Raw genomic sequence first — 23,357 nt, 5'->3', positions numbered from 1 at the left:
CGCTTGCCGACCCGCAGGGTCAGGCTACCCTCTGGGCTGAACTGAGAGGGCGCGCATGGCGATCAATACCACTCCGATATCGGCGGGCCGCGCATTGGAAGCGCTGAGGACAGGCTTTGCCGCGCAGGCGGCGGGCGAGATGACGGTGTCCTGGATGCTGCACGGACGTCCGGGCATCGGCAAGACCGAGATTGTCCAGCAACTGGCGGCGGAGACGGGTGCGCGGCTGTTCGATCTGCGGCTCACAACGATCGAGCCGCAGGATTTGCGGGGCCTGCCCTTCTACGACCACGACGCACAGTGCACGGTCTGGTATCCGCCGGAGGATTTGCCGGACGATTCCGCGCAGCCCGCGATCCTGTTCCTAGACGAGCTGACGGCGGCGGCACCTGCGCTGCAGCCCACGGTCTATGGGCTCTTGCAGGAACGCCGCGTGGGCCAGCATCCCTTGCCCGCCAGCACCTTTATCGTGGCGGCGGGGAACACGGTCGAGGACGGTGCGGTGGCCTACGAGATGGGCACGGCGCTGTCAGACCGTCTGGTGCATCTGTCGCTGCGGGCCGAGGCGGGGGACTGGATCGAGAATTTCGCCGTGCCGCAGCAGGTGCATCCGGCGGTGACGGCCTTCATCCGCACGCGGCCCGATCTGTTGGATACGACCGAGGACGCTTTGCGCCGGGGCGAGATGATCGCCTGTACGCCTCGTTCATGGGCGCGGGTTGGCACGCTGATGCGGGCGGTGCCGGACAAGGCGCTGCGCGACGTGCTGATCGCGGGCACGCTGGGTGAGGCGGCGGCGGCAGAATTTATCCTGATCGCCGAAGATATCGCGGCGACCGTGCAGGCCACCGCGATGCTGGAGGTTGAGGGGCTGGAACGGCTGGCGTTGTATCCGGCCAGCCTGCACGGGCTGACAGCACTGGTCTATGCGCTGGTGACGCTGGCGGATGAGCGGACCTTGGGCGCTGTGATCGAGGTGATGGCCGGGATCAGGGAACTGGCAGGCAAGCGGGATGAGGCGGCATTTGCAAGCCTGCCGCTGGGAGAGCTGACGACTTACGGGTTCGAGCTTTTGATCGACAGGGCATTGGCGAATGGCTGGCAGGAGGCCTTCCGCACGTCTGACGCCTATGCCGCCTATGCCGCGGAGCGAGAAGCCGCGGGGCTTGCATGACCGATGCCGCCGCGCGTCATTCAGGCCGCGCGGCCCCGGCGCTGCGCGCCCTGGCCGAGGCGGACCCGGCGATCGCCGCGCTTTCGCTCTGGTGCCGGCACAGGGACGGGGCGGAGACGCGGACGGATGGCGAGACGATCTCCTATGGTGCGGATTTCGCAGCCCTGATGCCGCATGAGCAGATGGGGCTCGCGGCGCATCACATTCTCCATGTGGCGCTGCGGCATCCGGCGCGGCTGGCGGGGTTGGCGCAAAGGTTGGGTAAGGGGTTCGATCCCGAGCTATACAATCTCGCGGCGGACGCTGTGGTGAACGAAGCGCTTTTGCAGGCCGATCACGCGCTGCCGCGTCCGGCGGTGCGGCTCAGCGAATTACTGGCACAGACCCTTGGCAAGGAGGTGGCAGCTCAGGAGGCGCTGGCGGAATGGGACGTGGAGCGGCTCTATTTCGCGCTGAGCAAGGCCGAAAGCGGAGAGGGACGCGCGCGAGAGGCGGCGTCGGAGTATGCGCAGGCGCAGGCCTTCGAAAGTGATCTGGACCCAAGCCCGGGGGAGGCCGATGCGGCAGGCGAGGTCGAGCAGGCTGCGCGCTGGCGGCAGCATATGGCGCGCGCGATGGATGCCGGGCGGCAGGCAGGGCGCGGGATCGGGCGGATCGGGCACCGGCTGGCCGATGTGCCGCAGCCGCGCGTGCCCTGGGAAGTGCTGCTGCGTCGTCTGCTGTCACAGGCGGTGATGCAGGCGCCGCAGCCGTCGCCGCAGCGCCCCTCCCGCCGCTGGATCGCGGCGAGCGCGGAGGCCGCGCGGCGCGGGGATCGCACGCCGGGATTTCAGCCGGGACAGCGCCCCCTGACCGAGGTGCCGCGCATCGTGATCGGTCTCGATGCCTCGAGCAGCATAGACGATGCGCGATTGCGGCTGTTCTGGGCTGAGGTGACGGGCATTGCACGCCGAATGCGGGCCGCGCTGGAACTTCTGGTCTTCGATGATGAGGTCCGGCACCGGGCGCGCCTCGACCCGGCCCAGACGCGGTTCGACCTGCCCAATTTGCCGCGCGGGGGCGGGACGGCCTTTGTCCCGGTGATCGCTGAGGCGGTCAAACTGGGGGCTTCGGCGCTGGTGATGCTGACCGATCTGGAAGGGGAGGCGGGTCTGCCGCCAAAGGGTTTTCCCGTCATCTGGGTGGTGCCGGAGCCGGGCGCGCTGCAGCCCCCCTTCGGGCGGCTTGTCGACATGACCGCCTAGGCTAGTGCCGCCGCGAGGCGCGCGTGGGCAGAGACGCCTTTGGTGTCAAAGGGAATATCGCGCAAGAACAGGTTCTCCGACTGGTTGATCCGCTGCAAGAGCCGCTCGGTCAGCGGGGCGCGGAACAGCCGTTCCTCGATGATCTGCCGTTCCTCCGCCGACAGGCGCAGCACTTCGGGCCCGTCTTCCGATTGGACCGAGACATAGGTCAGCGGGGAAAATCGCCACAGCTCCGATTGCTCGACGACCAGATGTAACTGCCCCGCGCGCATGCCCCTGAGGGCGGCGATCCGGGTCAGCACGTCGCGCGACTGGACCTTGAGCAGATCGAGCCCCCGCGCCGCCTCGGCCGCGTCAATGAGGCGCGCGCGCTTGCGTGCGGGGACGCGCAGAAGGTGCATTTCTGCGAACCAGATCATCACCACCATGAGGATCGGCGCCTGTGCTATGGGCAGGGCCGCGACGTTCCACAAAAGCCCGATCACCAAGAGCGGCGAAAGGATCAGCAGGTAGCGGATTGCCTGGAATTCGGCCAGCAGGCGGATCGTTCCACCGATGCCGATCCGCCCCTTCGGCCAGACCGCCACGCGCCCGAAGAACTTGCGCGGCAGCTGGCGCACCTTGAGGATTTGCGGATTGCGCAGGGTATCTTGGGTGACGATCAGCATCGGAGCAAAGATAGCGCGAAGCGTGCTGGCCGAAAGAGGCAATAGGTCACGTCGAATGCACGCGGGGGTGGTGGGGCGCACATAACCCTTTGTTCAAAGGGCATCCTGTGCAAGGCTGCGTTCAAAAACCCAAGCCAACAAGGAGACACCATGAAACATCTTTCCCTCAAATCCATGACCGCAGGTGCCGTTGCACTTGCGCTATCCGCGACGGCAACGCTCGCCGCCGACCTCACCATGAACGTGGGCTTCGGGGCGCCGGAGGAATCTCTCTACGGCCGTTTCGGCAAGATTTTCGAGGCCAAGGCCGAGGAATACACCAACGGCTCCATCGACGTGAAACTGCGCTGCTGCAACCAGATCAGCTCGGAAGACGAGGCCTTCAAGGCGATGCAGCTGGGCACCGTCGACGGCTTTTTCATCACTGCCAACAACGTATCGCCGCACTGGCCGCTGATGGACGTGACGGTGCTGCCCTACATCTTCCAGAACAAGGAACACCTCGACCGGGTGCTGGATGGCGATGTCGGGCAGTTCATGAAGGACAAGCTGCAGGCTGATACATCCGTGCATCTGCTGGCCTTCGGGCCCGCGCTTTACCGCGACTTCTACAATTCAGTCCGTCCCATCAACACCATGGCGGACATGGAAGGGCTGAAGATTCGCGTGCCCAAGAACGAGGTGATGATCGCCACCTTCGAGGCCTTCGGTGCGAACCCCGTGCCGCTGGCGTGGTCGGAAACCCCAACGGCGCTGCAGACCGGCACCGTGGACGGGGGCGACAACGGCACATCCTTTATCCGTGACATGAAGTTCTACGAGTTCGAGCCGCATCTGGTGATCCTCGAACATTTCGTGGCCTTCGCCCCGCTCTTCGCCTCCGACAGCTTCATGAACAAGCTGAGCGATGAACAGCGCGAGCAGATCATGCGCGCGGCGAATGACGCGGGCAAGGAGTTCGCGGCACAGGTGGCGTCCGAGACCGAGGAAGTGCGCAAGTGGCTGGCGACCGAGGGCGGTATGGCGCGCACCGATCCGGACAAGACGGCCTTTGTCGAAGCGGCAAAGGGCGTCCAGCAGGAGTTTGCCGAAAAGCGCGGCGCGGACTTCGTCGACCTGGTGGCCAAGATTCAGGCCGCGGCTGAGTAAGGCGGGCATTTCGAAGGGGGCCGCGCGGCCCCCTTTAGCTATGCCCGCTTGAGGCCGAAGGAGACCACCCCATGAAAGCCCTCAGATGGCTGGAGCGGCATTTCGAAGAGCTGATCTGCTGTACCTGTCTTGTCATTATCGCCGTCGCGGTCTTTGCTCAGGTCGTTGCGCGGTACGTCTTCGAAGTTGCACTGCACTGGACCGAGGAAACCGCCGCCATGGCCATGGTCTGGGCGGTCTACACGGGTGCTTCACTCTGCGTGCGCGAGCGGTTTCACATACGCATCATGGTCGCCGTGCAGGCGCTGCCCGAACGGTTCGGCAAGTTCGTCATCATGCTGGCGGACATCCTCTGGGCCTTCTTCTGCGTCTTCATGCTGAAGGTCAGCTACGACTATCTCTACATCTTCTGGCGCTTCCCCGAGACCTCGCCGAGCCTCGGGATCAACCAGTTCTATCCTCAGACGATCCTGATCATAGGCTACGGGCTGATGCTGATCCGGCTCATTCAGACCTACGTGGTCTGGTGGCGCGACGGGGCCGAAGGCCTGCCGGGGATGCTGCACGAGAACGGCGATGAGGGCGTGCCGGAAGACGAGGCGCATATATGAGCCCGCTTGCGATACTCGCCATATGCTTCGTGGTGCTCACCATCATGGGCATCCCGTTGTTTGTCGCTGTCGGGCTGACCACGGCACTCGCGATCTACATCATCGACATTCCCTATACGCTGCTCGCGCAGACGGGCTACGGCTCGCTGACGCCCTTCCCCTTGCTCACCATCCCGCTTTTCGTGCTAGCCGGGCGGCTGATGGAAGTGGGCGGGATGGCCACCCGCATGATCGGTATCGCGACCAATCTGGTGGGCGCCTATCGCGGCTCCATGGGTTTGGTGACGGTCTTTGCCTGCATGCTCTTTGCGGCGCTTTCGGGTTCCGGCCCCGCAACGACTGCGGCCATCGGCTCGGTCACCGTGCCCGCGATGAAGCGCGAGGGATATGACGTGCCCTTCGCCGCCGCGATCACCGCAAGCGCCGGGGCGCTGGGCAGCCTCATTCCGCCGTCGAACCTGCTGATCATCTATGGTCTGGTCTCGGAAACCTCGATCCCGCGCCTGTTCCTTGCGGGGCTTCTGCCGGGGCTGATGGTAACGATTCTGCTGATGATCACCACCTACGTCATCGCACGGCGGCGCGGGTACGGGGGTGACGGCGATCCCTTCTCATGGGGTCCGTTCGTCAAGGCGGCGTGGGATGGCAAATGGTCCATCGGGGCGCCGGTGATCATTCTGGGCGGCATCTATGGCGGGGCCTTCACGCCGACGGAAGCTGCGGGGGTTGCGGTCTTCTACTCGCTTTTCGTAGGGCTCTTCATCTACCGCGAACTGACGGTGAAAAAGGTCGTCGATGCGCTGCGGTTCACGGCGCTGCTGACCGGTATCCTGATCCTGCTCACGCCGACGCTGGCCTTCGGCCAGCTCACTGCCTTTTACGATGTGCCGAGCGCCGTGCAGGAAGGGATCACGGCGATCACCACGAACAAATATCTCGTGCTGCTGCTGATCGGCATCTTCTACATTTTCATCGGCACCTTCATGGAGAGCCTCGCGCAGATCGTGCTTTTCACCGCCGTATTCCTGCCGCTGGCCCTGTCGCTGGGGGTCGATCCGGTGATGTTCGGTATCTTCACGGTGATCACCTGCGAGATCGGCTTTCTGACGCCGCCGCTTGGGGCGAATCTGACCGTGGCCGCGCGGATTTCGGGTATTTCCATAGAGCGGATTTCCGTCGCCGTGCTGCCCTTTATCGGGGCCTATATCGTGGGGATGCTGATCCTGATCGCCTTTCCCGATATCGCGACGGTTCTGCCCAACTGGCTTTACGGGCCTGCACGTTAGGGAGGTTAACGCATGTTCGATCTGATCCTGAAAGGCGGCGAGGTTTTCGACGGCACCGGGGCCGCCAGTTTCATCGGCGACGTGGTCGTCAAGGATGGCCGGATTGCGGAGGTCGCGGCGGAGGGGCAGATCAACCCCGCCCGCGCGGCGGAGGTGATCGACGTCTCGGGGCTGACCGTCTCGCCCGGTTTCGTAGACATGCACACGCATTCCGATTTCACTTTGATCGCGGATGGAAGGGCGGAAAGCCAGGTGCATCAGGGCGTGACGACCGAGGTGATCGGGCAATGCGGTATCTCCTGCGCGCCGGTGGTGAGCCACGACCAGATCAAGCGCGTGGCGCCCTGGCATACGAACGACGCCAGGCACAAGAACTGGCACGGTTTCGGCGAATATCTCGACGTGCTGCAGGAAACCGAGCTTGGCGTGAACGTCATGGCTTTTGTCGGGCACGGGACTATCCACCGTGCGATCCTCGGCGGTGATCTGCGCGCGGGTGAGGCGGACGAAGTGGCTCAGATGGCGCGGCTGGTGGATCAATGCATGGACGAGGGGGCGGGGGGCTTTTCGTCGGGGCTTGAGTATTTTCCGGGCATTCTCGCCGCGCCCGAGCATCTGGTGCCGATGTGCGAGGTGGCGGCGAAGCGCGGGCGGCTCTACGCGACCCATGTGCGGAACCGGGACACGCATTACGATCTGGGCTTTGCCGAGGCCATCGCCACGGCGCGGCAGTCGGGCGCAAAGCTGCAGATCAGCCATATCCAGCCCAAGTTCGGCGCGCCCGATTACGCGATGCACCATACGCTGGAAATGATCGAGCTGGCGCGCCGCTACGATTGCGATATCGCCTTTGACGTCATCCCGCACGACTGGAACCACACGCTGATGGCCGCGATCCTGCCGAAATGGGCGCAGGCGGGGGGCATCGACGAGGTGATGAAACGGCTTGCCGACCCGGAGACGCGGGAGAAGATCAAGGCCAACCCGCAGCCCATGTGGCTGATCGTGAAGGCCGAGAAATGGTCGGACATCATCCTGCTGAACGCGACCGAGAACAAGGATATCGTCGGCATGGATTTCGCCGAGATCGGGCGGATGCGGAATTGCCATCCCTACGACGCGGTGCTCGATATCCTGCTGGAGGAGGGAGAGAACATGATGGCCTGCATGTGGTCGTCGAAGTCGTTTCGCAATTCCGATGTGGACCTGTGTCTGGAGCAGGACGAATGCGCCGTGATCTCTGACACGGTGGCGATTGCGAATGACGGGGTACTGAAGGACCACATCGGGTCATTGTCGGGCTACGGCTGGGCGGCGCGGTTCCTGCAGTATTACGTGCGCGACCGGCAGGTGCTGAGCCTCGCGCAGGGGCTGGCCAAGATCACCTCGATCCCCGCGGACCGTTTGGGGATCAAGGAGCGGGGGCGGCTGAAGGCCGGGTATCACGCGGACATCTGCGTCTTCGACAAGGCGGCGATTGCGAGCAACGCGACGGCGAAGCATCCGCGGCGCTATGCCAGCGGCATCGCGCATGTGCTGGTGAACGGGAAGCTGTCGATGCGGAACGGGGAGCGCACGGCGGTGAACGCGGGGCAGGTGCTGCGGGAGTTTGCCGCCTGAGTGCGGAGGGCATCGCCCTCCTGCGGGAGGGAGAGCGATGCCCGGCCTTGAGGCCGGGCGGTACATCTCAGATCGTATTGCTCTGTTATTGCAACAGTTGCGGCAGCCAGAGCGCGATCATCGGGAAGGCGATCAGCAGGAACGCCATGCCGAGCATCGTGAGGCAGTAGGGCAGCGCCCCCAGCATCACCTCGTTCAGAGAGCCTGACTTTCGCGCGCCTTGCACCACGTAGAGGTTCAGCCCCACGGGCGGCGTGATCAGCGCCATCTCGATCAGCACGATCATCAGGATGCCGAACCAGATCACGTCATAGCCCTGTGCCACCACCAGCGGCACGATGATCGGGATCGTCACCACCATCAGTGACAGTGTCTCGATGAAGAAGCCCAGCACGATGTAAAGCACCACCACGACAAGGATCGTCTTGAGCGGCGTCAGACCAAGGCCGTTCATGAACTCCGTCAGCTCCCGCCCCAGACCGGCGGAGGCCAGCGTGAAGTTGAGGAAGGACGCGCCGATGACGATCAGCATGATCATCGAGGTGATCTTGACCGTGCCGGTGAGGCTCTGAATCAGCATGTCCCAGCTCACGCCGCCGAAAGCCAGCGCAATGAGGAACGCGCCTGCGACGCCCACGGCGGCGGCTTCGGTTGGCGTTGCCCAGCCACGGTAGATGGACCCGACAATGAGGCCGAAAAGGATGATGATCGGGATGAGGTCGATGAGCGCCCGCAGCATCTGAGGGAAGGGGAAGGTGCGGCGCTGGCCGCCGAGTTCGGGGCGGATCGTGCAGATGATCGCGGTCACCGCGAGGAAGGCGAGCGCCAGCGCGAGGCCGGGGATGAGGCCCGCGAGGAAGAGCTGCGGGATCGAGGATTGCGTCAGGAACCCATAGACGATCAGGTTGATCGACGGCGGGATCATGATGCCCAGCGTGCCGCCTGCGGCGATGGCACCGGAGAAGAGTTTGGGGTCATAGCCCAGCTTCTCGGCCTGCGGCATGGCGACGGTGGCAACGGTCGCGGCGGTGGCGACGGAGGAACCGGAGGTGGCCGAGAACATCGTTGCTGTAGCGACGTTGGCGTGGACAAGGCCACCGGGCAGCCACGAAACCCAACGGTCGAGGGCGGCGTAGGTGCGGGTGGCGACGCCCGAGCGGACGAGGATTTCACCCAGGAGCACGAAGAAGGGAATGGCGATCAGCGTCGCGGAGTTGGACGAGGACCAGACCATGTTGCCCAGACCCCGCGTGAGTGGAAAGCTGGAGAAGAACGTGTCGATGCCGAAACCGAGAAGAAACAGCACGATCCCCACGGGGATCGAGAGCGCAAGCAGGCCCAGAAGGCCGACGGTTACATATCCGATCATTGCAGGGTGTCCTGTTCTGCGAAGGCTCCGACAAAGCTTTCTGTTTCTTCGTGGCGGCGCTTGATCACCAGGCTCAGCGCGACAAGGGTGACGATGCAGGACATGAGCGCGAACCACACCCAGCCCGCGAACCATGGGATCTGTACCAGTGCCAGCGGGGTTTCGAGCGGCGTGTTGGCGCGCGAGCTGTTGGTGATGGAGCGTTCGACCACGGGCCATGCCTTGATCGCAATGGTCACGATCACGGTGGACATGACGATCATGGAAAAGACGTCCATCAGCGCGCGACCGAAGGTCTGGAAGCGGACGCGCAACAAATCGATGCGCACGTGTCCAAGTTCAAGCAGGGTAAAGGCCATGCCCCATGAGGTGGCAAGCGCCATGGTGTAGCCCGCGATTTCCTCGGTGCCGCCCATGCCTTCACCGATTTGCCGCATGATGATATCGGCGAGGATGAAGGCCGCGCAGGCCAGCAGGCCAAAGCCGACCACCAGTGCGACGCCGCGATTGATCCGGCGCAGGGTGTCGATCAGTTGCAGTTCCATGGGCTCTGTCCCTCTGGTGGAAGATGTCGCGCCCCGGACGCGATCCGGGGCGTCGACGTTGTGAGCGGGAGGTCCCGGGACAGGCCCGGGACGCCGTGTTTAGTTGATTGTCACACCCACGACCTTGCCGACGCTGTCGTTCCAGCGCTGGGCCCAGTCGCCACCGGCACGCTCGGCCCATTCGGGCAGCACTTCGCCGGTCAGGATTTCGCGGGCGCGGGCAAAGTCGGCATCGCTCGCCTCGACCAGCGTCATGTTGCGCGCTTCGCCCGCCGGGCAGTCGCCGTTGCCGGTCAGGCAGGCGATGTCATTGACAAGCGCATCCTGCGCGCTGGCCCATGCGGGGTCTTCAAAGCCCGACTTGATCTCGGATTCGATCAGCGCCTTCTGGTCGTCGGAAAGCGAATTCCACTTGTCCATGTTGATCGCGGTCACAACCGAATCCCAGCCGCCCAACGGGATCGGCAGCAGGTGCGTGGACACTTCCCACCAGCCGGCGGAATAGCCCGACCCGGCACCGGTCACGGCGCAGTCGACAACGCCGTTCTGCAGCGCACCCGGCACTTCGGAGAAGGAGACGTTGACGCCCTCGGCACCCAGTGCTTCCAGCAGTTTCGCGGTCATGCGGCCCGAGGCGCGCACCTTGAGGCCCTCAAGATCAGACAGCCCCGCAATCTCGTGGTTGCAGAAGACGACCTGCGGCGGATAGGGCGCGATGGCCAGCACGTGGCTGTTGAAGCGGTCATGGAAAATATCTGTGACCATCGGACGCGCCGCGTCCACCATGGCGCGTGCCTCGTCGGCGGTCAGTGCGATCAGCGGCACGTCGAGACCTTCGAGTTCGGGCGCGTCTGCAACGGCATAGTCGGCCACGGTCATGGCAACGTCATAGACGCCCTGGCCCAGCAGTGGGTAGATGTCGCCAAGGCCGAGGCTCATCTGGTTGTGGGTGGTCAGTTCCACCGTCAGATCGCCGTTCGAGGCGGCGGGCAGTTTCTCGGACCAGAAGGGGGCCTCGTACTGCTGGTGCAGCGGCAGGCTGGACCAGCTGCCGACGACGGACAGGTTCTCGGCCCATGCGGGTGCGGCGAGCGCCGTCGTGGCGGCAAGTATGGAGAGTGCTTTTTTCATTGGGATACTCCTTGTTGGATTGGTTTTTGTTGGGTTGAATTCAGGCGGCTTTGAGGATCGTCGTTTCCGCGTCCTCGGCCACGTCCGCGATCAGCATGTGACCGGGGGAATGGGTGATGCACAGCGGCAGTTTCGCCGCGAGCAGCACGTTCTGGGGGGTGACGCCACAGGCCCAGTAGACCGGGACTTCGCCCTCTCTGATCTCTACCGCATCGCCCCAGTCGGGGTTGTTCAGGTCCGCGATGCCGATGTCGGCGGGATCGCCGAAGGCGATGGGCGCGCCGTGGGCCTGCGGGTAGCGCGCGCTGATGCGGCGGGCTTCCTCGACCTGATCCGCGGGGATCGGGCGCATGGTGACGACCATCTCTCCGGCGAAGGGACCGGCGGGCACCAGCTGAATGTTGCTGCGGTACATCGGCACGTTCTTTCCGCTGTCGATGTGGCGGACGGGAATGCCATTGCGCAGAAGCGCGTTCTCGAAGGTAAAGGAACAGCCAAGCGCCACGGTGACCAGATCATCCTGCCAGATGCCGCTGATGTCGGTCACCTCGTCGGTCATCACGCCGTCGCGGAAGACCCGGTACTTGGGCACATCGGTGCGAATGTCGATGTCACGGCCAAGCGTCGGGAGCATCGGGTTGCCGGTGTCACCCACACCCACCAGCGGGCATGGCTTGGGGTTGCGCTGGCAGAACCGCAGGAAGTCCAGCGCATAGACCTCGGGGAGAATGGCGAGGTTGCACTGAAGCTTTCCTGCGGCGAGGCCCGCAGTGTGACCCGCATAAGCGCCGCTTCTGATCGCGGCCCTGACCTTTTCGGCGGGCAGCCCCTTGAGATCGGAATGCGTAACGGTCTGGTCTGTCATGCGGTCCCCTTTTGAGATATGGCCAGAGCATCACAAAATGTGGGCATTCATGCAAATTATCATTTTATATCGGCCGTGATAGATATCATCTATCTCACCGCGGGTGGGACAAATCCCATGCCTCGGCCACGTCGCGGGCGATATGGGCGCTTGTCTCGACAAGGAAACTGCGCGGTTCGGAGAGGAACGAAGCAGTGAACTCCAGCGGTTGCACCAGGAAACCGGGATCGAATTCGACGATCTGGCCCGAGGCGAGATGGTCTTCGGCAAGGGCACGCGGGTAGGGGCCAACGGCGATGCCCGCGGCGATCATCTTGAGGCTGGCCGAGAGCGAGGCAGAGGCAAAGACCCGCGCCTTTGGGCCCACACGCCGTGACAGTTCCGACATCAGTTCCCGGTAGGGGCGTGTCTTGCTGGAGTAGGAGATGACGGGGATCTTGCTGAGATCGGTCTGGGGATTCGCCGTGCTGCGGTACCAATGCAGGTCAAAGGCGGGCAGGGTGACATTCTCGACGCTGAACTCGGAAACAGGACCCATCAGGAACGCGAGGTCGAGCCGTCGTTCGAGCAGGGCGGCGCGCAGGTTCAACGATATGTCCACCGTCAGGTCGACGTTGACCCTGGGGTATTGCTGGCTGAAGGCCTTCAGGAATTCGGGCAGCCAGGATTGCGCGATGGTCTCGGAGGCACCCACCCGGAACAGCCCTTCGGCCTCGGAGGGGTTGGCGACGCGCTGTTTGATCTCTTCTTCGACAAAGAGCATCTGCTCGGCATAGGACAAAAGCAGGGTGCCATGCTTGGTCAGGACCAGATCGCCGTGCCCCCGTTCGAAAAGCGGCACCCGCAATTCATCCTCGAGGTTGGCAATCCGGGTTGAAACGGCGGGTTGCGACAGATGCAGGCGTTCGGCGGCCTTGCGGAACCCACCAAGGCGCGCGACCCAGAGGAACGTCCTGATCTGATCGAATTTCATGCCTATTCATAGGCGTGATCCGATCGGCGTGGAAATGCTAAATACCGGTCTCAATGGCCTATTCGGCGGCAACCGGCGTTGGGCCAGCCTCCGCTTCAGCCGGGCGCGCCGACAGCACCAGCCGCAAGAGCGGCGGGACCGTCAGCAGCGTGAGGAACGCGGACATCGACAGCCCGCCCACGACCACCGCGCCAAGACCGCGGTACAGCTCGGACCCCGCTCCGGGGAACAGCACCAGCGGCAGCATCCCGCAGACCGAGGTGAGCGTCGACATGAAGATCGGACGGATACGGTTCCGCGTGGCTTCCTCGATCGCGGCCACGGGTTCCATCCCCTCCTCGCGCAGATGGTAGAGCGACTGGTGCACGATGAGGATCGCGTTGTTCACAACGATCCCGATCAGGATGACGAAGCCCAGCAGTGTCAGCATATCCAGCGGCTGGGTTCCGACCATGTTCAGGACCGCCAGACCGCCCACACCCCCCGCAGCGGCAACGGGGACCGAGATCATCACGACCAGCGGCAACAGGAAGCTTTCGAACAGGATCGCCATGGCGAGAAAGACGATGACCATAGCCACCGCAAGGTTGATCTGGATCGCATTCCACGTCTGCGAGAGCTGGTCGGCGGTGCCCGAGACAGTCAGGCGCACGCCCGGGGGCAGGCCCTGTTCCTCGAGCACGCTGATGACGTCCGCCTGCAACATCTCGACCGCCGCTTCAAGCGGCAGGGCGTCCGAGGGCCGCACCTCCAGTGTGACGGTGCGCAGGCGTTCGAGGTGCCGGATTTCCGTGGGCCCCGCGGTCACCCGCACCTCCGCAAGTTCCGAGGCCGGGACGATCTGGCCAGACGGCGTGACCACCGGGAAGGAGCCCACGTCCTGCGTGCGCTGCCCACGGAGCGCTTCATCAACGCCCTTGAGCGTCAGATCAAGGCGTCGGTTGCCCACGTTGATCTCGGCCACCCGGAGCCCGTCGTTGTAGGCATCCACCGTGGCGGCAAGATCGGAGGTGGAGAGCCCCGCATCGGCAAGGCGGATGCGGTCGGGGATCAGTCGCAGTTCCGGCGCGCCAAGCTCCAGCCCGGGAATGGGGCGGAACTGGTGGCCTTCGGATCGCGGCAGAAGCTCTCCGATGATGCCCGCCGCGCGGCCCGCGACACCGAGGATATCTTCCAGCTCGTCGCCCGAGACGTTCAGCTCGATCGTGCGACCGCCGCCCACGCCCCGCCCGAAAAGCGAGGGCTGTGTCATGAAGCCGAAGGTGCCGGGCTCGGCAAAGATGGGTCGCGACAGGATCGGGATCACTTCTGCCACGCGGGAGCCGTCGACAGCGGCGGCACCGACAAAGCTGTTACCGGGGGTCGCGACGAAGAAGAAGGAATTGAGGGCGGGACGTCCGTCCTCGGTCTCGGTCGCGGGGCGGGCCTGCCACATCGGCTCGGCCACCGCCTCGATCCGCTGGGCGATGGTCTCGGTGGTGTCGAGGTTGTAACCCGGCGGCGGAATGATCAGACCGAAGACAAGGTTGCGGTTGCCCTCGGGCAGGTATTCGAGCTTGGGCAGAAACGCCCAGGCGGCGACAGAGGCGCCCGTCGCGATGGCCGCGACCATGACCAGCCCGGCGGCGCGGAAACGGACGGTGAACCGCACGTAGGCCATGATCAACCAGGTGAAGGCGCGGCCGAAATGGTCGATACCGGGCAGGCGCATTGTGCTTGTCTTGCCATCCTTGAGCAGGCGGCTCGACAGTGCCGGGATCACGGTGACGGCGACGATCAGCGACAGCAGGACCGAGACCGAGATCGCGACCGCGATGTCGCGGAAAAGTTGCCCGGCTTCCAGCTGCATCACGAGGATGGGGATGAAGACCAGCACAGTGGTCAGAGCCGAGACAAGGATTGCACCCCAGACCTGCTTGGCCCCGATGTAGGCCGCCTCGCGCCGCGATTTGCCCTGTTCGCGCAGTCGGTAGATGTTTTCCAGCACCACGATGGCCGCATCCACGATCATGCCCACGGCAAAGGCGATGCCCGCCAGCGAGATCACGTTGAGCGTGCGCCCCGTCGCGGCCATGGCCACGAATGTGGCGACGATAGAAACCGGGATCGCCATGGAGATCACGATGGTCGCCCGCGGACTGCGCAGGAAGATCAGCAGGACGCTCGCCGCAAGCAGTCCGCCGATCCAGATGTTCTGGGTCACAAGGTCGATGGCGCCCTCGATATAAATCGTCTCGTCGTAGACCTGTTCAAGCTGCAGGTTGTTGGCGGCAACGGGCCCGGCCTTGAGCTCCTCGATCACCTGTTTGACCTCTTCCATGGTGGTGATCACGTTGGCGCCCTGTTCGCGCACGATGTTGAAAGCCAGCGCCGGTTCGCCCCGGAACCGCAGGCGGGTCGTCTTGTCCTTGTAGGCAAAGGCCACGTCGGCCACGTCCGAAACGCGCACACGGCCAAGCGAGCCTGAACGCCCCTGGCTTTCGCTGCGCAGAACAACATCCTCGATGGCCGCGACGTTGTTGAGATTGCCGTCCGCGCGCACCACGTAGCGGCGCTTGCCTTCTTCGACATCGCCCGCCGAAAGGCTGATGTTCTCGGCCCTGAGCCGCGCGACGACGGCGGGGATTGTAAGGCCGAAGCGCGCCAGTTCCTCGGGGCGGATGACGATCTGCAATTCGCGCGCCACGCCGCCAAAGACGTTTACGGTCGAGACACCGTTCACCCGTTCAAGCCGTTCCTTGACCACGTCCTCGATGAAATCGCCGTATTCCGGCAGGGGCCGCGCGGTCTGATCGGTCGCGCGCACCATCACCCAGGCGATGGGGCTGTCGTCCGAACCCGAGGTGTTCAGCGTCGGTTCGCCCGCTTCGCTGGGATAATTCCCCACCCGGTCGAGCCGGTTGGACACCAGGAGCAGAATGTCGCCCATGTCCGAGCCGACGGCGAACTCCAGGGTCACTTCCGCCTGCCCGGTCCGCGCCCGGCTCGACATGATCTCGAGCCCCTCGAGGCCGCGGAAGGCATCCTCCTGCGGGTTGATGATCTCGCGCTCGATCTCGGCAGGGGCGGCGCCGGACCAGAGGGTTTCAACCACCACGACCGGCTTGCGCACGTCGGGGGCAAGCTGCACCGGAATGCGCGCTAGCGACAGCACGCCGAAAAGCACGGCCATGATCACCACGGCGATGACGGCGATGGGACGTTCGATGGCGGCGCGGATCGGATCCATGGGCGTCAGTCCTGCGCGCGACGGGGCGTGTCGCTGGCCGAGCCACCGTTGGCAATCTGCTGGCCACCGCCGCTTGACGCAGCGGGGCCCGAGGGGGCGATGTCCTGACCTGGCCGCAGGCGCTCGTTGCCGCGCACGACGACCTCGTCGCCGGGGGAGAGGCCCGCAAGCACCTCGAATCCGCCCTCAAGGGCTGCGCCGATCTCGACCTCGCGTGGCTGGGCCTTGCCCTCGGCGTTCACGAAAACGGTCCAGCCGCCCTGCGACTGCACCAGCGCGTCCTTTGGCACCACGGTCGCCTCGCGCGGCGCGCTCACCGGCACTTCGAGTGAGACGGACTGGCCCACGGCGACAGGTGTTCCCGGATCGGCGATGACAAAGCGGACAGGCCGGGTACGCGTTGCCGAAAACTCCGTTGGCAGGATGGCGCGCAGCTCCAGGCGCATCTGCCCCCCTGTATCGGTGCGCGCTTCAACCGGCAGGTCTGGCCGCAGGGCGGCGATGAACCGGGCGGGCACATTGGCCTCCACTTCCATCGCGCCCTGATCGAGCAGGGTCGCGACCTGGGTGCCGACCGAAATGAACTGTCCACGCTCGGTCGTGACCTGCAAGACGACGGCATCGAAAGGCGCGCGGATCGTGGCGTTCTTGAGCTGGTATTCGGCCTGCCTCAAGGCCGCCTCTGCTGCCCGGACGCGGGCCACGGCCTCTTGCTGGCCGCCAATGGCGGCAGCGTAGTCGGCGCTGCGTTCGTCAAGCTGTGCCTCGGGAATGGTGGAGTTCTCCCTGAGCGTTTCTGCCCTGCGCAGCGCCTTTTGTGCCCGGTCCAGAACGGCCTTTGCCACCGCGACCGCGCCCTCGGCGATCTCGATCTGCGCCTGTGCCTGATCGACCTCGATCTTGAGCAATTCGGTATCGAGCTGGGCCAGCACGTCACCCTCGGCCACCGTGTCGCCAACGCGCAACGGCACCCGCTCGGCCACGCCGGACACACGTGCGGCAACCGCGCTTTCCCGACCTGTCACGACCTCGCCGAAGACGGTGACGGTTTCGGACATCGTGCGCGTCTCGACCAGAGCCGTCGCGACGCCTGCGGGCCGCCCCTGTGCGAGTGCCGCGCCGGCGACCAGGCAGAAGCTGATGATCAGTGCTACGATGCTGCGGCCGGGCATGGCGCGCTCCTTTCCTCTCGCGGCTCCGTGCCGCAATGCAGAAGATAGCACGATTCAGCGCCTGACCAGTGCTGCTTTGACGCGGGGTGCGTAAATCCAACCGACAGAGCTGGAGCTTGATCCTATCCTGAACCGAACCGCCGAAGCCAAGAGGATAAATTCATGGCGGCGGCGGACGGGGGGCGAGGATAACCCGAATGCCTAGCAGGCGATCGGCGCGAGCCTCATATCCGGGACCTGCGTTATTGCCCTTTGGCGGCGCACATCGCCGCGACAGATTGGCCTTCTGGGGACTTACAGCGCGCAACAGCCTGTCAATCGTATTTACCTGCGATAGGTATGGGCGCACTGGAGGTGCGTCATGGTGCTTGAATTCGAGGGCGTCGAGAAATCGTTTCGCGACAGCGAAGGGCTGGTGCCCGTGCTGCGCGGTGTCAGTTTTGGCCTAAAGGCAGGCGAGACGCTGGCACTGACCGGCGAGTCGGGCTCTGGCAAGAGCACAGTGCTCCATATCGCGGCGGGGCTTGAGGCGGCGGATGCGGGCGCGGTACGTGTTTCGGGTCAGGATATGGCCCAGATGGACGACGCCGCGCGCGCCGGGCTGCGCCGCACCGACATCGCATTGGTATTCCAGCAGTTCAACCTGATCCCCTCGCTCACCGTCGCTGATAACATCACCTTTCAGGCAGCGCTCTCGGGCCGGGTCGACAAGACACATGTCGACGGCTTGGTCGAGGCGCTGGGCCTCGGGCCGCAGATGCGCAAATACCCCGAGGCGCTGTCGGGCGGGCAGCAACAGCGTGTGGCCATCGCGCGGGCGCTTGCCGCGCGGCCCCGTCTGATGCTCGCGGACGAGCCTACCGGCAACCTTGACGAGGCGACCGCCGAGGACGTGCTGGCGCAGATGCTGAAACTGGTCGCACAGACCGGTGCGGCGCTCTTGATGGTCACCCATTCGCCCGCCATAGCAGCGCGGATGGACCGGGAGATTCACCTCAGTGGCGGTCAGTTGACATGATCCGACCCTGCCTGCGCGCGCTGCTTTCGCACTGGCGGCGCAACCCCTTGCAGCTTTTTGCCTTTCTGGCGGGCCTCGCGCTGGCCACGGCGCTGTGGTCCGGGGTGCAGGCGATCAATGCTGAGGCGCGGGCGAGCTATGATGCCGCCGCCGCGACGTTGGGCGAGGGGCAGTTCGACCAGCTGGTGCCGCGTCAGGGGGACAGCATTCCGCAAGCGCTTTACGTCACGCTGCGCCGCTCGGGATGGCTTGTCTCGCCGGTGATCGAAGGGCGGCTGGGGGACGTGCGGCTGGTGGGGATCGAGCCGTTGACCTCGCCCAATGCGGCGGGGATCCTTGGCGAGGGGGCATTCATCGAAGGGCAGGCGGATCACCTCTTTGCCAATGCCGAGGTTGCCGCGCAGCTCGCCGGGCGGGCCGAGGTGACTGTCGATCCCGCCATCGCACCGGGCCTTGCGCTTGGCGATATCGGGACGCTGCAGCGCCTCCTGAGCCGCGACGATCTGAGCCGCCTGACGGTTTTGCCGGGGCAGCCGCTGGGTCAGCCAGATCTGGAAACGGTCGCCCCGGGACTTCGCCTGCAGCTCTCCAGCCAGGTGGCCGACGTGGGCCAGTTAACCGACAGTTTCCACCTCAACCTGACCGCCTTCGGCCTGCTCAGTTTCGCCGTCGGTCTCTTCATCGTGCACAGCACCATCGGCCTTGCCTTCGAGCAGCGGCGCGGCATGATACGCACCCTGCGCTCTCTCGGTGTCCCGCTGCGTACCCTCATCGTGCTCATCCCCCTCGAGATGTTCAGCCTCGCGCTTGTCGGTGCGGCGCTCGGGATCGTGCTGGGCTATTTCATCGCCGCCCTTTTGCTGCCCGATGTGGCGGCAACGGTGCGCGGGCTTTACGGCGCGCGGATCTCGGGCACGCTGGAGCTGCGTCCCGAATGGTGGCTGTCGGGCATGGCGCTGGCAATCCTTGGGACCGGAGCGGCATTGGCGGGCCGTATCTGGCAGATCGCGCGCATGCCGCTTCTGGCCAGCGTCCGGCCGCGTGCCTGGGTAATGGCAACGGCGTCACGGTTCTGGTTGCAGAGCGTTGGTGCGGTGGTTCTGCTGGGCGCGGCTGCCTTGCTTACGATCTTTGGCGAAGGGCTGGCCGCAGGCTTCGCGTTGCTGGGCTGTCTGCTGATTGGCGCGGCGCTGGCGCTGCCTGCGGTTGCGGAACGCGCGCTTACCCTCGTTCAGCGCCGGACACGCGCGCCGGTCTGGGGCTGGTTCTGGGCCGACACGCGCCAGCAGCTGCCGGGCTTGAGCCTTGCGCTCATGGCGCTGCTGCTGGCGGTGGCCGCAAACATCGGGGTCTCGACCATGGTGTCGAGCTTTCGGCTGACCTTCGTCGGCTTTCTCGACCAGCGCCTCGCGCCCGAGCTTTTCGTGCAGGTCGAAACCGAAGAGCAAAGCGTGGCTCTTGAGGGGTTCCTGAGCGGCGAAGGGCTGGAGAGCCTGCCGCTTCTTTCGACGTCGGCGCAGGTGGCGGGTCAGCCTGTCGAGCTATTCGGCGTGCGCGTTGGTCCCACCTACCGGAACAGCTGGGCCTTCCTAAGCGAAACGCCCGATGCATGGGACCTGGTCGAGGCCGGTCAGGCGGTGGTCCTGAACGAACAACTGGCGCGGCGGGCGGAGCTGTGGGTGGGGGACGAGGTCTCCGTGACCGGTGACCTGAAGTTGCCGATTGTCGCCGTGGTGGGGGACTACGGCAATCCGCAGGGCCAGGTGATCCTGTCCGAAGGCGTCTTCAAGGGGCTTTATCCCAGCAGCTATCCAACCCGTTTCGGCATCCGCACAGAAACCCCGGACGCGCTGCGCGCCAGCATCGTGGAGGAGATCGGCCTCGCCCCCAACGCCATCATCGATCAGGCGGCGGTCAAAGCGCTGTCGCTGCAGGTCTTCGAGCAGACTTTCGTGGTGACTTCGGCACTCAACGTCCTGACGCTGGGCGTCGCGGGCTTTGCCATCCTGATGAGCCTTCTCACGCTCGCCGACCTGCGCTTCCCGCAACTTGCGCCGGTCTGGGCGCTTGGGCTGACCCGCCGGAGCCTCGGCCAACTGGAGCTGCTGCGGGCGGTCGTGCTGGCGGCGCTGGTGTTTCTCTGTGCGTTGCCGCTTGGGTTGGCGCTCGCCTGGGTCCTCTTGTCGATCATCAACGTCGAGGCTTTCGGCTGGCGGTTGCCGATGTTCCTCTTCCCGCTCGATTACGCGCTGCTGGGGGCCTACGCGCTGATCGCTGCCGTGATCGCCGCCGCATGGCCCGCACTGCGCCTAATCCGCACGCCCCCCTCGCAACTGCTCAAGGTCTTTGCCCATGAACGTTAGGCTTCTGATTTTTCTGTACCTTTGGCCGTTTGCTGTTTTCGCACAGGGGTTTTCTGGGCTCGGGACCGAGGCCGAGGCCTTTGCGACGCCGCAACCTGATCCTTCGTTCTCTTTTCCCGCCGATCACGGCCCGCACCCTGATTACCGGATCGAGTGGTGGTACCTGACCGCCAATCTCGAAGGGCCGGACGGCACACCCTACGGGTTACAATGGACGCTCTTCCGCTCCGCCCTCGCGCCAGGTGAGGCAGAGGGCTGGCAATCGCCGCAAGTCTGGTTCGGCCATGCCGCCGTCACGACGCCGGAAGCGCATTACGCCACCGAGCGGTTTGCGCGGGGCGGCATCGGGCAGGCGGGGGTGAAGGCCGATCCGTTCAGCGCCTGGATTGATGAATGGCGGATGGAGGGGGAGAGTTTCGACAGGCTGAACCTCGTGGCTGCAGGACCGGTATTCGCCTATGACATGCGCCTCACCGCCGAAGGACCGCTTATCTTCCATGGGCAGGGCGGGTTCTCGGAAAAATCCGCATCGGGGCAGGCGAGCTATTACTATTCGCAACCCTTCTACCGGATCGAAGGAACGCTGATCTTGCCGGAGGGTGAAGTAACTGTGACCGGTCAGGCGTGGCTTGACCGGGAATGGTCATCCCAGCCGCTCTCCGAGACGCAATCGGGCTGGGACTGGTTTTCGCTCTCCTTCGCGGAAGGCGACAAACTGATGGGTTTCCAGTTGCGCCAGACCAATGGCACCCGCTTCAGCGCCGCCACTTGGATCGCGGCAGATGGCAGCACAACGGCCTTTCCCGACGGTGCCTTTACTGCCGAAGCACTGGAAACCAGCGCCGTCGCGGGCCGCGACATACCGACCCGCTGGCGCGTCCGCCTGCCCGAGCGGGGCGTCGATGCGACGGTCGAGGCGCTGAACCCGCAATCCTGGATGGACCTCTCCATTCCCTATTGGGAAGGGCCCGTGACCATCAGCGGCAGCCATGCGGGTCGTGGTTATCTGGAGATGACCGGCTATGAGTGATCCGAACGATCTGCGCACCTTGTGGGACGAGGCCTGGCAGCACCTGTCGCGGGGTGTCGCCGACGCGCGTCACCCGGCCCGCTATCCGACCTTCGCAACCGTCTCGCCCGAAGGCATGCCCGAGGCGCGCACCGTCGCCTTGCGTGCCGCCAGCCAAAGCGCCGCGCGGGTCGAGGTGCACACAGACATCTCGACCGCGAAGATACGTGCGCTGCAAGCAACGCCGTTTGCTGCCCTTCATGTCTGGATACCACGCGCGGACCTGCAGATCAGGCTAGGTGCGCGTGTCGACATCCTGACCGGACCCGAGGTCGAGGCGCAATGGTCCAAGGTGCCACCCGCTTCGCGTGTCTCCTACGGGACGGAGCCCGCGCCGGGGGTGCCGATCACCCATGTCTACGATTACGAAAAACCGCCCACGCGGGAACGGTTCGCGGTACTGGCGTGTCATTTGATAAGCGTGGATCTTGTCCACCTCGGCGGAAGGCACCGGCGTGCGCTCTACGTCGCGAAGGACTGCTGGCAAGGAACCTGGGTTGCGCCCTAGTCGCCCAGGAAACGTTCCAGCATCGCCAGCACGTTGACCCTTGCTCTCAGCCGGTTGGCCAAGAGGAACACACCGCCGAACTTGCGTTGCAACAGAAGCACGTCAATGGGCAGGGGCGGCGGCACGAAACCGTCCTCGGCCAGCGCCATGCCCTGCGCCTGCATCTGCCGCGACAGCGCGGTCTGCGCGAAGTCGAAAAGCGGCTCGGCGCGGAGCGCGGCAAAGACGGTCCGGACCATGTCCACGATCTGGCGGCGATGCGCTTCCTTTGTCGCGGTCCCAATAAATCCGATCTCGACCGCCACTTCTTTGAGCGTCTTTGGATCGTCCTCCAGTCCCGCGCGCATCATCCGGCGATATTGATCGCTGATCTGAGCGGGGATGTCGCGTGTCGCGCCGAAATCCAGCAGGACGATGCGCCCAGTGTCCGTCTGGTAACGGAAATTCGCGAAATTCGGATCGGTCTGCATGACGCCAAAGCCAAAAAGCTCTTCCAGCGTCAGTTCGACAAGGCGCGCGGCGATCCGGTTTCGGTCTTCCTGGGGCAGGGCGGCAGCCTCTTCGATGGGCGTCCCCGGGACGTAGCTCATCGAGAGGACCTGTTGCGTGCTCCAATCTGCCTGAAGCTCCGGCACGACGAAATGCGCGTGAGACCCTAGCAGCGCGCCGAACCGGGCCAGCGCGGCGCCCTCGCGCAGATAATCCGTCTCGTCATGCAGTTGCTTTCGCGCCTCGGCAAGATACGGGGCCAGTTCGAACCCCTTGGGCAAGAGCCCCGTCATTCGAATGAGCGCGCCGACGTTCGCCACGTCGCTGTCGATGCTGCGCGCCACGCCGGGATACTGCACCTTGATCGCCAGATCGCGCCCGTCTTTCAGTTGCGCACGGTGCACCTGCCCGATGGAGGCCGCAGCGATGGGATGCACGTCGAACTTGGCGAACTTGCCGAGCCAGCCCGCGGGCCATTCGGCGTTCAGGACCTGCTTGAGCTGCGCGGGCGGCATGAAATGCGCGTTGTCCCGCAGTCGTGCCATGATCTGCGCCAGCTCCGGCGGCAAAACCTCGCCCGTGTCCATCGAGACAAGCTGCCCGATCTTCATCGCCGCGCCCCGCATCTGGGCCAGCTGTTCGGCCACGCGGTTCATGTTGGCGGGTGTCAGCAGCAGGTTGCGCATCGAAGGCCGCTGGCCCCGGCCCAGTTGCGCGATGCCCTGCACGGCCATGTTGCCCGCCAAGCCAGCCGTCATCGCGCCCAGCCTGCCGAGACGCTCAAGGCGTCTCGCTGGCACCGGCACGGCACGGGAGTGAGCGGGTTTGCGTTCCATGGGTCGGAGATAGGCGCACGAAACCTCTCGGCAATGCG

The 23,357-nt window shown here is 64.8% G+C and carries 19 protein-coding genes; 10 read left to right on the top strand and 9 right to left on the bottom strand.

The window, feature by feature from the left end:
• The first annotated feature begins 55 nt into the window (after window positions 1–55).
• Window positions 56–1,174: an AAA family ATPase gene (locus AB2B41_RS11075; protein ID WP_367877857.1), complete on the top strand. Its 1,119-nt coding sequence runs from the start codon at window positions 56–58 to the stop codon at window positions 1,172–1,174.
• On the top strand, window positions 1,171–2,418 hold the full coding sequence (locus tag AB2B41_RS11070) for a vWA domain-containing protein (protein ID WP_367877856.1): 1,248 nt from the start codon (window positions 1,171–1,173) through the stop codon (window positions 2,416–2,418). Before AB2B41_RS11075 ends, AB2B41_RS11070 begins: the two co-directional genes overlap by 4 nt.
• Here AB2B41_RS11070 and AB2B41_RS11065 read toward each other — a convergent pair.
• Window positions 2,415–3,086, bottom strand: a complete 672-nt coding sequence (locus AB2B41_RS11065) for a hypothetical protein (protein ID WP_367877855.1) — start codon at window positions 3,084–3,086, stop codon at window positions 2,415–2,417. The two genes, AB2B41_RS11070 and AB2B41_RS11065, sit on opposite strands and share 4 nt — an antisense overlap.
• Window positions 3,087–3,236: 150 nt before the next feature.
• Here AB2B41_RS11065 and AB2B41_RS11060 point away from each other — a divergent pair, with 150 nt between their 5' ends.
• The 4 genes from AB2B41_RS11060 (at window position 3,237) to AB2B41_RS11045 (ending at window position 7,752) form a co-directional block, all read left to right on the top strand.
• On the top strand, window positions 3,237–4,235 hold the full coding sequence (locus AB2B41_RS11060; protein ID WP_367877854.1) for a TRAP transporter substrate-binding protein: 999 nt from the start codon (window positions 3,237–3,239) through the stop codon (window positions 4,233–4,235).
• Between the two features lie 71 nt (window positions 4,236–4,306).
• On the top strand, window positions 4,307–4,846 hold the full coding sequence (locus tag AB2B41_RS11055) for a TRAP transporter small permease (RefSeq protein ID WP_367877853.1): 540 nt from the start codon (window positions 4,307–4,309) through the stop codon (window positions 4,844–4,846).
• On the top strand, window positions 4,843–6,132 hold the full coding sequence (locus AB2B41_RS11050; RefSeq protein ID WP_367877852.1) for a TRAP transporter large permease: 1,290 nt from the start codon (window positions 4,843–4,845) through the stop codon (window positions 6,130–6,132). The genes AB2B41_RS11055 and AB2B41_RS11050 overlap by 4 nt, the downstream gene beginning before the upstream one ends.
• A 12-nt stretch (window positions 6,133–6,144) precedes the next feature.
• Entirely contained in the window at window positions 6,145–7,752 is a 1,608-nt protein-coding gene (locus AB2B41_RS11045) for an N-acyl-D-amino-acid deacylase family protein (RefSeq protein WP_367877851.1), read from the top strand.
• A gap of 85 nt (window positions 7,753–7,837) precedes the next feature.
• Here the strand turns inward: AB2B41_RS11045 and AB2B41_RS11040 are convergent, their stop codons facing one another.
• The 7 genes from AB2B41_RS11040 to AB2B41_RS11010 all read right to left on the bottom strand — a co-directional run bounded on the left by AB2B41_RS11040 (window position 7,838) and on the right by AB2B41_RS11010 (window position 17,036).
• Entirely contained in the window at window positions 7,838–9,121 is a 1,284-nt protein-coding gene (locus AB2B41_RS11040; RefSeq protein WP_367877850.1) for a TRAP transporter large permease, read from the bottom strand.
• Window positions 9,118–9,666, bottom strand: coding sequence for a TRAP transporter small permease subunit (locus AB2B41_RS11035; protein WP_367877849.1), 549 nt, complete (start codon window positions 9,664–9,666; stop codon window positions 9,118–9,120). The genes AB2B41_RS11040 and AB2B41_RS11035 overlap by 4 nt, the downstream gene beginning before the upstream one ends.
• A gap of 99 nt (window positions 9,667–9,765) precedes the next feature.
• Window positions 9,766–10,797 (bottom strand): TRAP transporter substrate-binding protein, encoded by a 1,032-nt coding sequence (locus AB2B41_RS11030; protein ID WP_367877848.1) that lies wholly within the window; start codon window positions 10,795–10,797, stop codon window positions 9,766–9,768.
• A 40-nt stretch (window positions 10,798–10,837) separates the two neighbouring features.
• Complete coding sequence (locus AB2B41_RS11025) at window positions 10,838–11,662, bottom strand: putative hydro-lyase (RefSeq protein WP_367877847.1); 825 nt, start codon at window positions 11,660–11,662, stop codon at window positions 10,838–10,840.
• Between the two features lie 94 nt (window positions 11,663–11,756).
• Window positions 11,757–12,635, bottom strand: a complete 879-nt coding sequence (locus AB2B41_RS11020) for a LysR family transcriptional regulator (protein ID WP_367877846.1) — start codon at window positions 12,633–12,635, stop codon at window positions 11,757–11,759.
• Window positions 12,636–12,693: 58 nt separating this feature from the next.
• A complete protein-coding gene (locus tag AB2B41_RS11015) occupies window positions 12,694–15,864 on the bottom strand; it encodes an efflux RND transporter permease subunit (protein ID WP_367877845.1) in 3,171 nt (1,056 codons plus the stop codon).
• A 5-nt stretch (window positions 15,865–15,869) separates the two neighbouring features.
• Window positions 15,870–17,036, bottom strand: coding sequence for an efflux RND transporter periplasmic adaptor subunit (locus AB2B41_RS11010; protein ID WP_367877844.1), 1,167 nt, complete (start codon window positions 17,034–17,036; stop codon window positions 15,870–15,872).
• A gap of 361 nt (window positions 17,037–17,397) precedes the next feature.
• On the opposite strand from AB2B41_RS11010, the gene AB2B41_RS11005 reads away from it, so the two are divergent.
• From AB2B41_RS11005 to AB2B41_RS10990, 4 genes are read left to right on the top strand one after another with little or no spacing between them, the layout of a single operon-like run.
• The gene (locus tag AB2B41_RS11005; RefSeq protein ID WP_367877843.1) at window positions 17,398–18,054 is read left to right on the top strand and encodes an ABC transporter ATP-binding protein; all 657 of its coding nucleotides are present in this window, start codon (window positions 17,398–17,400) and stop codon (window positions 18,052–18,054) included.
• Window positions 18,051–20,417: an FtsX-like permease family protein gene (locus AB2B41_RS11000; RefSeq protein WP_367877842.1), complete on the top strand. Its 2,367-nt coding sequence runs from the start codon at window positions 18,051–18,053 to the stop codon at window positions 20,415–20,417. The genes AB2B41_RS11005 and AB2B41_RS11000 overlap by 4 nt, the downstream gene beginning before the upstream one ends.
• Window positions 20,407–21,447: a lipocalin-like domain-containing protein gene (locus AB2B41_RS10995; RefSeq protein ID WP_367877841.1), complete on the top strand. Its 1,041-nt coding sequence runs from the start codon at window positions 20,407–20,409 to the stop codon at window positions 21,445–21,447. The genes AB2B41_RS11000 and AB2B41_RS10995 overlap by 11 nt, the downstream gene beginning before the upstream one ends.
• Window positions 21,440–21,994 (top strand): pyridoxamine 5'-phosphate oxidase family protein, encoded by a 555-nt coding sequence (locus AB2B41_RS10990; protein ID WP_367877840.1) that lies wholly within the window; start codon window positions 21,440–21,442, stop codon window positions 21,992–21,994. Before AB2B41_RS10995 ends, AB2B41_RS10990 begins: the two co-directional genes overlap by 8 nt.
• On the opposite strand, the gene AB2B41_RS10985 is transcribed toward AB2B41_RS10990, so the two are convergent.
• Window positions 21,991–23,319, bottom strand: coding sequence for an ABC1 kinase family protein (locus AB2B41_RS10985; RefSeq protein WP_367877839.1), 1,329 nt, complete (start codon window positions 23,317–23,319; stop codon window positions 21,991–21,993). The two genes, AB2B41_RS10990 and AB2B41_RS10985, sit on opposite strands and share 4 nt — an antisense overlap.
• Window positions 23,320–23,357 lie beyond the last annotated feature (38 nt).

Origin of the sequence: Sulfitobacter sediminis, from assembly GCF_040811725.1 — a bacterium.
In the GTDB taxonomy this organism is placed as follows: Bacteria; Pseudomonadota; Alphaproteobacteria; order Rhodobacterales; family Rhodobacteraceae; genus Sulfitobacter; species Sulfitobacter sediminis.
Note: the sequence above shows the minus strand (reverse complement) of the source record. Positions and strands in the feature narration are given on the sequence as shown.

Bases quoted from the DNA above. Each gene is read 5' to 3' on its own strand.
- AB2B41_RS11040 (WP_367877850.1), bottom strand. From the start codon at position 9,121: ATGATCGGATATGTAACCGTCGGCCTTCTGGGCCTGCTTGCGCTCTCG.
- AB2B41_RS11035 (WP_367877849.1), bottom strand. From the start codon at position 9,666: ATGGAACTGCAACTGATCGACACCCTGCGCCGGATCAATCGCGGCGTC.
- AB2B41_RS11065 (WP_367877855.1), bottom strand. From the start codon at position 3,086: ATGCTGATCGTCACCCAAGATACCCTGCGCAATCCGCAAATCCTCAAG.
- AB2B41_RS11005 (WP_367877843.1), top strand. From the start codon at position 17,398: ATGGTGCTTGAATTCGAGGGCGTCGAGAAATCGTTTCGCGACAGCGAA.
- AB2B41_RS11000 (WP_367877842.1), top strand. From the start codon at position 18,051: ATGATCCGACCCTGCCTGCGCGCGCTGCTTTCGCACTGGCGGCGCAAC.
- AB2B41_RS10985 (WP_367877839.1), bottom strand. From the start codon at position 23,319: ATGGAACGCAAACCCGCTCACTCCCGTGCCGTGCCGGTGCCAGCGAGA.
- AB2B41_RS10995 (WP_367877841.1), top strand. From the start codon at position 20,407: ATGAACGTTAGGCTTCTGATTTTTCTGTACCTTTGGCCGTTTGCTGTT.
- AB2B41_RS10990 (WP_367877840.1), top strand. From the start codon at position 21,440: ATGAGTGATCCGAACGATCTGCGCACCTTGTGGGACGAGGCCTGGCAG.
- AB2B41_RS11020 (WP_367877846.1), bottom strand. From the start codon at position 12,635: ATGAAATTCGATCAGATCAGGACGTTCCTCTGGGTCGCGCGCCTTGGT.
- AB2B41_RS11055 (WP_367877853.1), top strand. From the start codon at position 4,307: ATGAAAGCCCTCAGATGGCTGGAGCGGCATTTCGAAGAGCTGATCTGC.
- AB2B41_RS11025 (WP_367877847.1), bottom strand. From the start codon at position 11,662: ATGACAGACCAGACCGTTACGCATTCCGATCTCAAGGGGCTGCCCGCC.
- AB2B41_RS11030 (WP_367877848.1), bottom strand. From the start codon at position 10,797: ATGAAAAAAGCACTCTCCATACTTGCCGCCACGACGGCGCTCGCCGCA.
- AB2B41_RS11050 (WP_367877852.1), top strand. From the start codon at position 4,843: ATGAGCCCGCTTGCGATACTCGCCATATGCTTCGTGGTGCTCACCATC.
- AB2B41_RS11070 (WP_367877856.1), top strand. From the start codon at position 1,171: ATGACCGATGCCGCCGCGCGTCATTCAGGCCGCGCGGCCCCGGCGCTG.
- AB2B41_RS11075 (WP_367877857.1), top strand. From the start codon at position 56: ATGGCGATCAATACCACTCCGATATCGGCGGGCCGCGCATTGGAAGCG.
- AB2B41_RS11045 (WP_367877851.1), top strand. From the start codon at position 6,145: ATGTTCGATCTGATCCTGAAAGGCGGCGAGGTTTTCGACGGCACCGGG.
- AB2B41_RS11060 (WP_367877854.1), top strand. From the start codon at position 3,237: ATGAAACATCTTTCCCTCAAATCCATGACCGCAGGTGCCGTTGCACTT.
- AB2B41_RS11015 (WP_367877845.1), bottom strand. From the start codon at position 15,864: ATGGATCCGATCCGCGCCGCCATCGAACGTCCCATCGCCGTCATCGCC.
- AB2B41_RS11010 (WP_367877844.1), bottom strand. From the start codon at position 17,036: ATGCCCGGCCGCAGCATCGTAGCACTGATCATCAGCTTCTGCCTGGTC.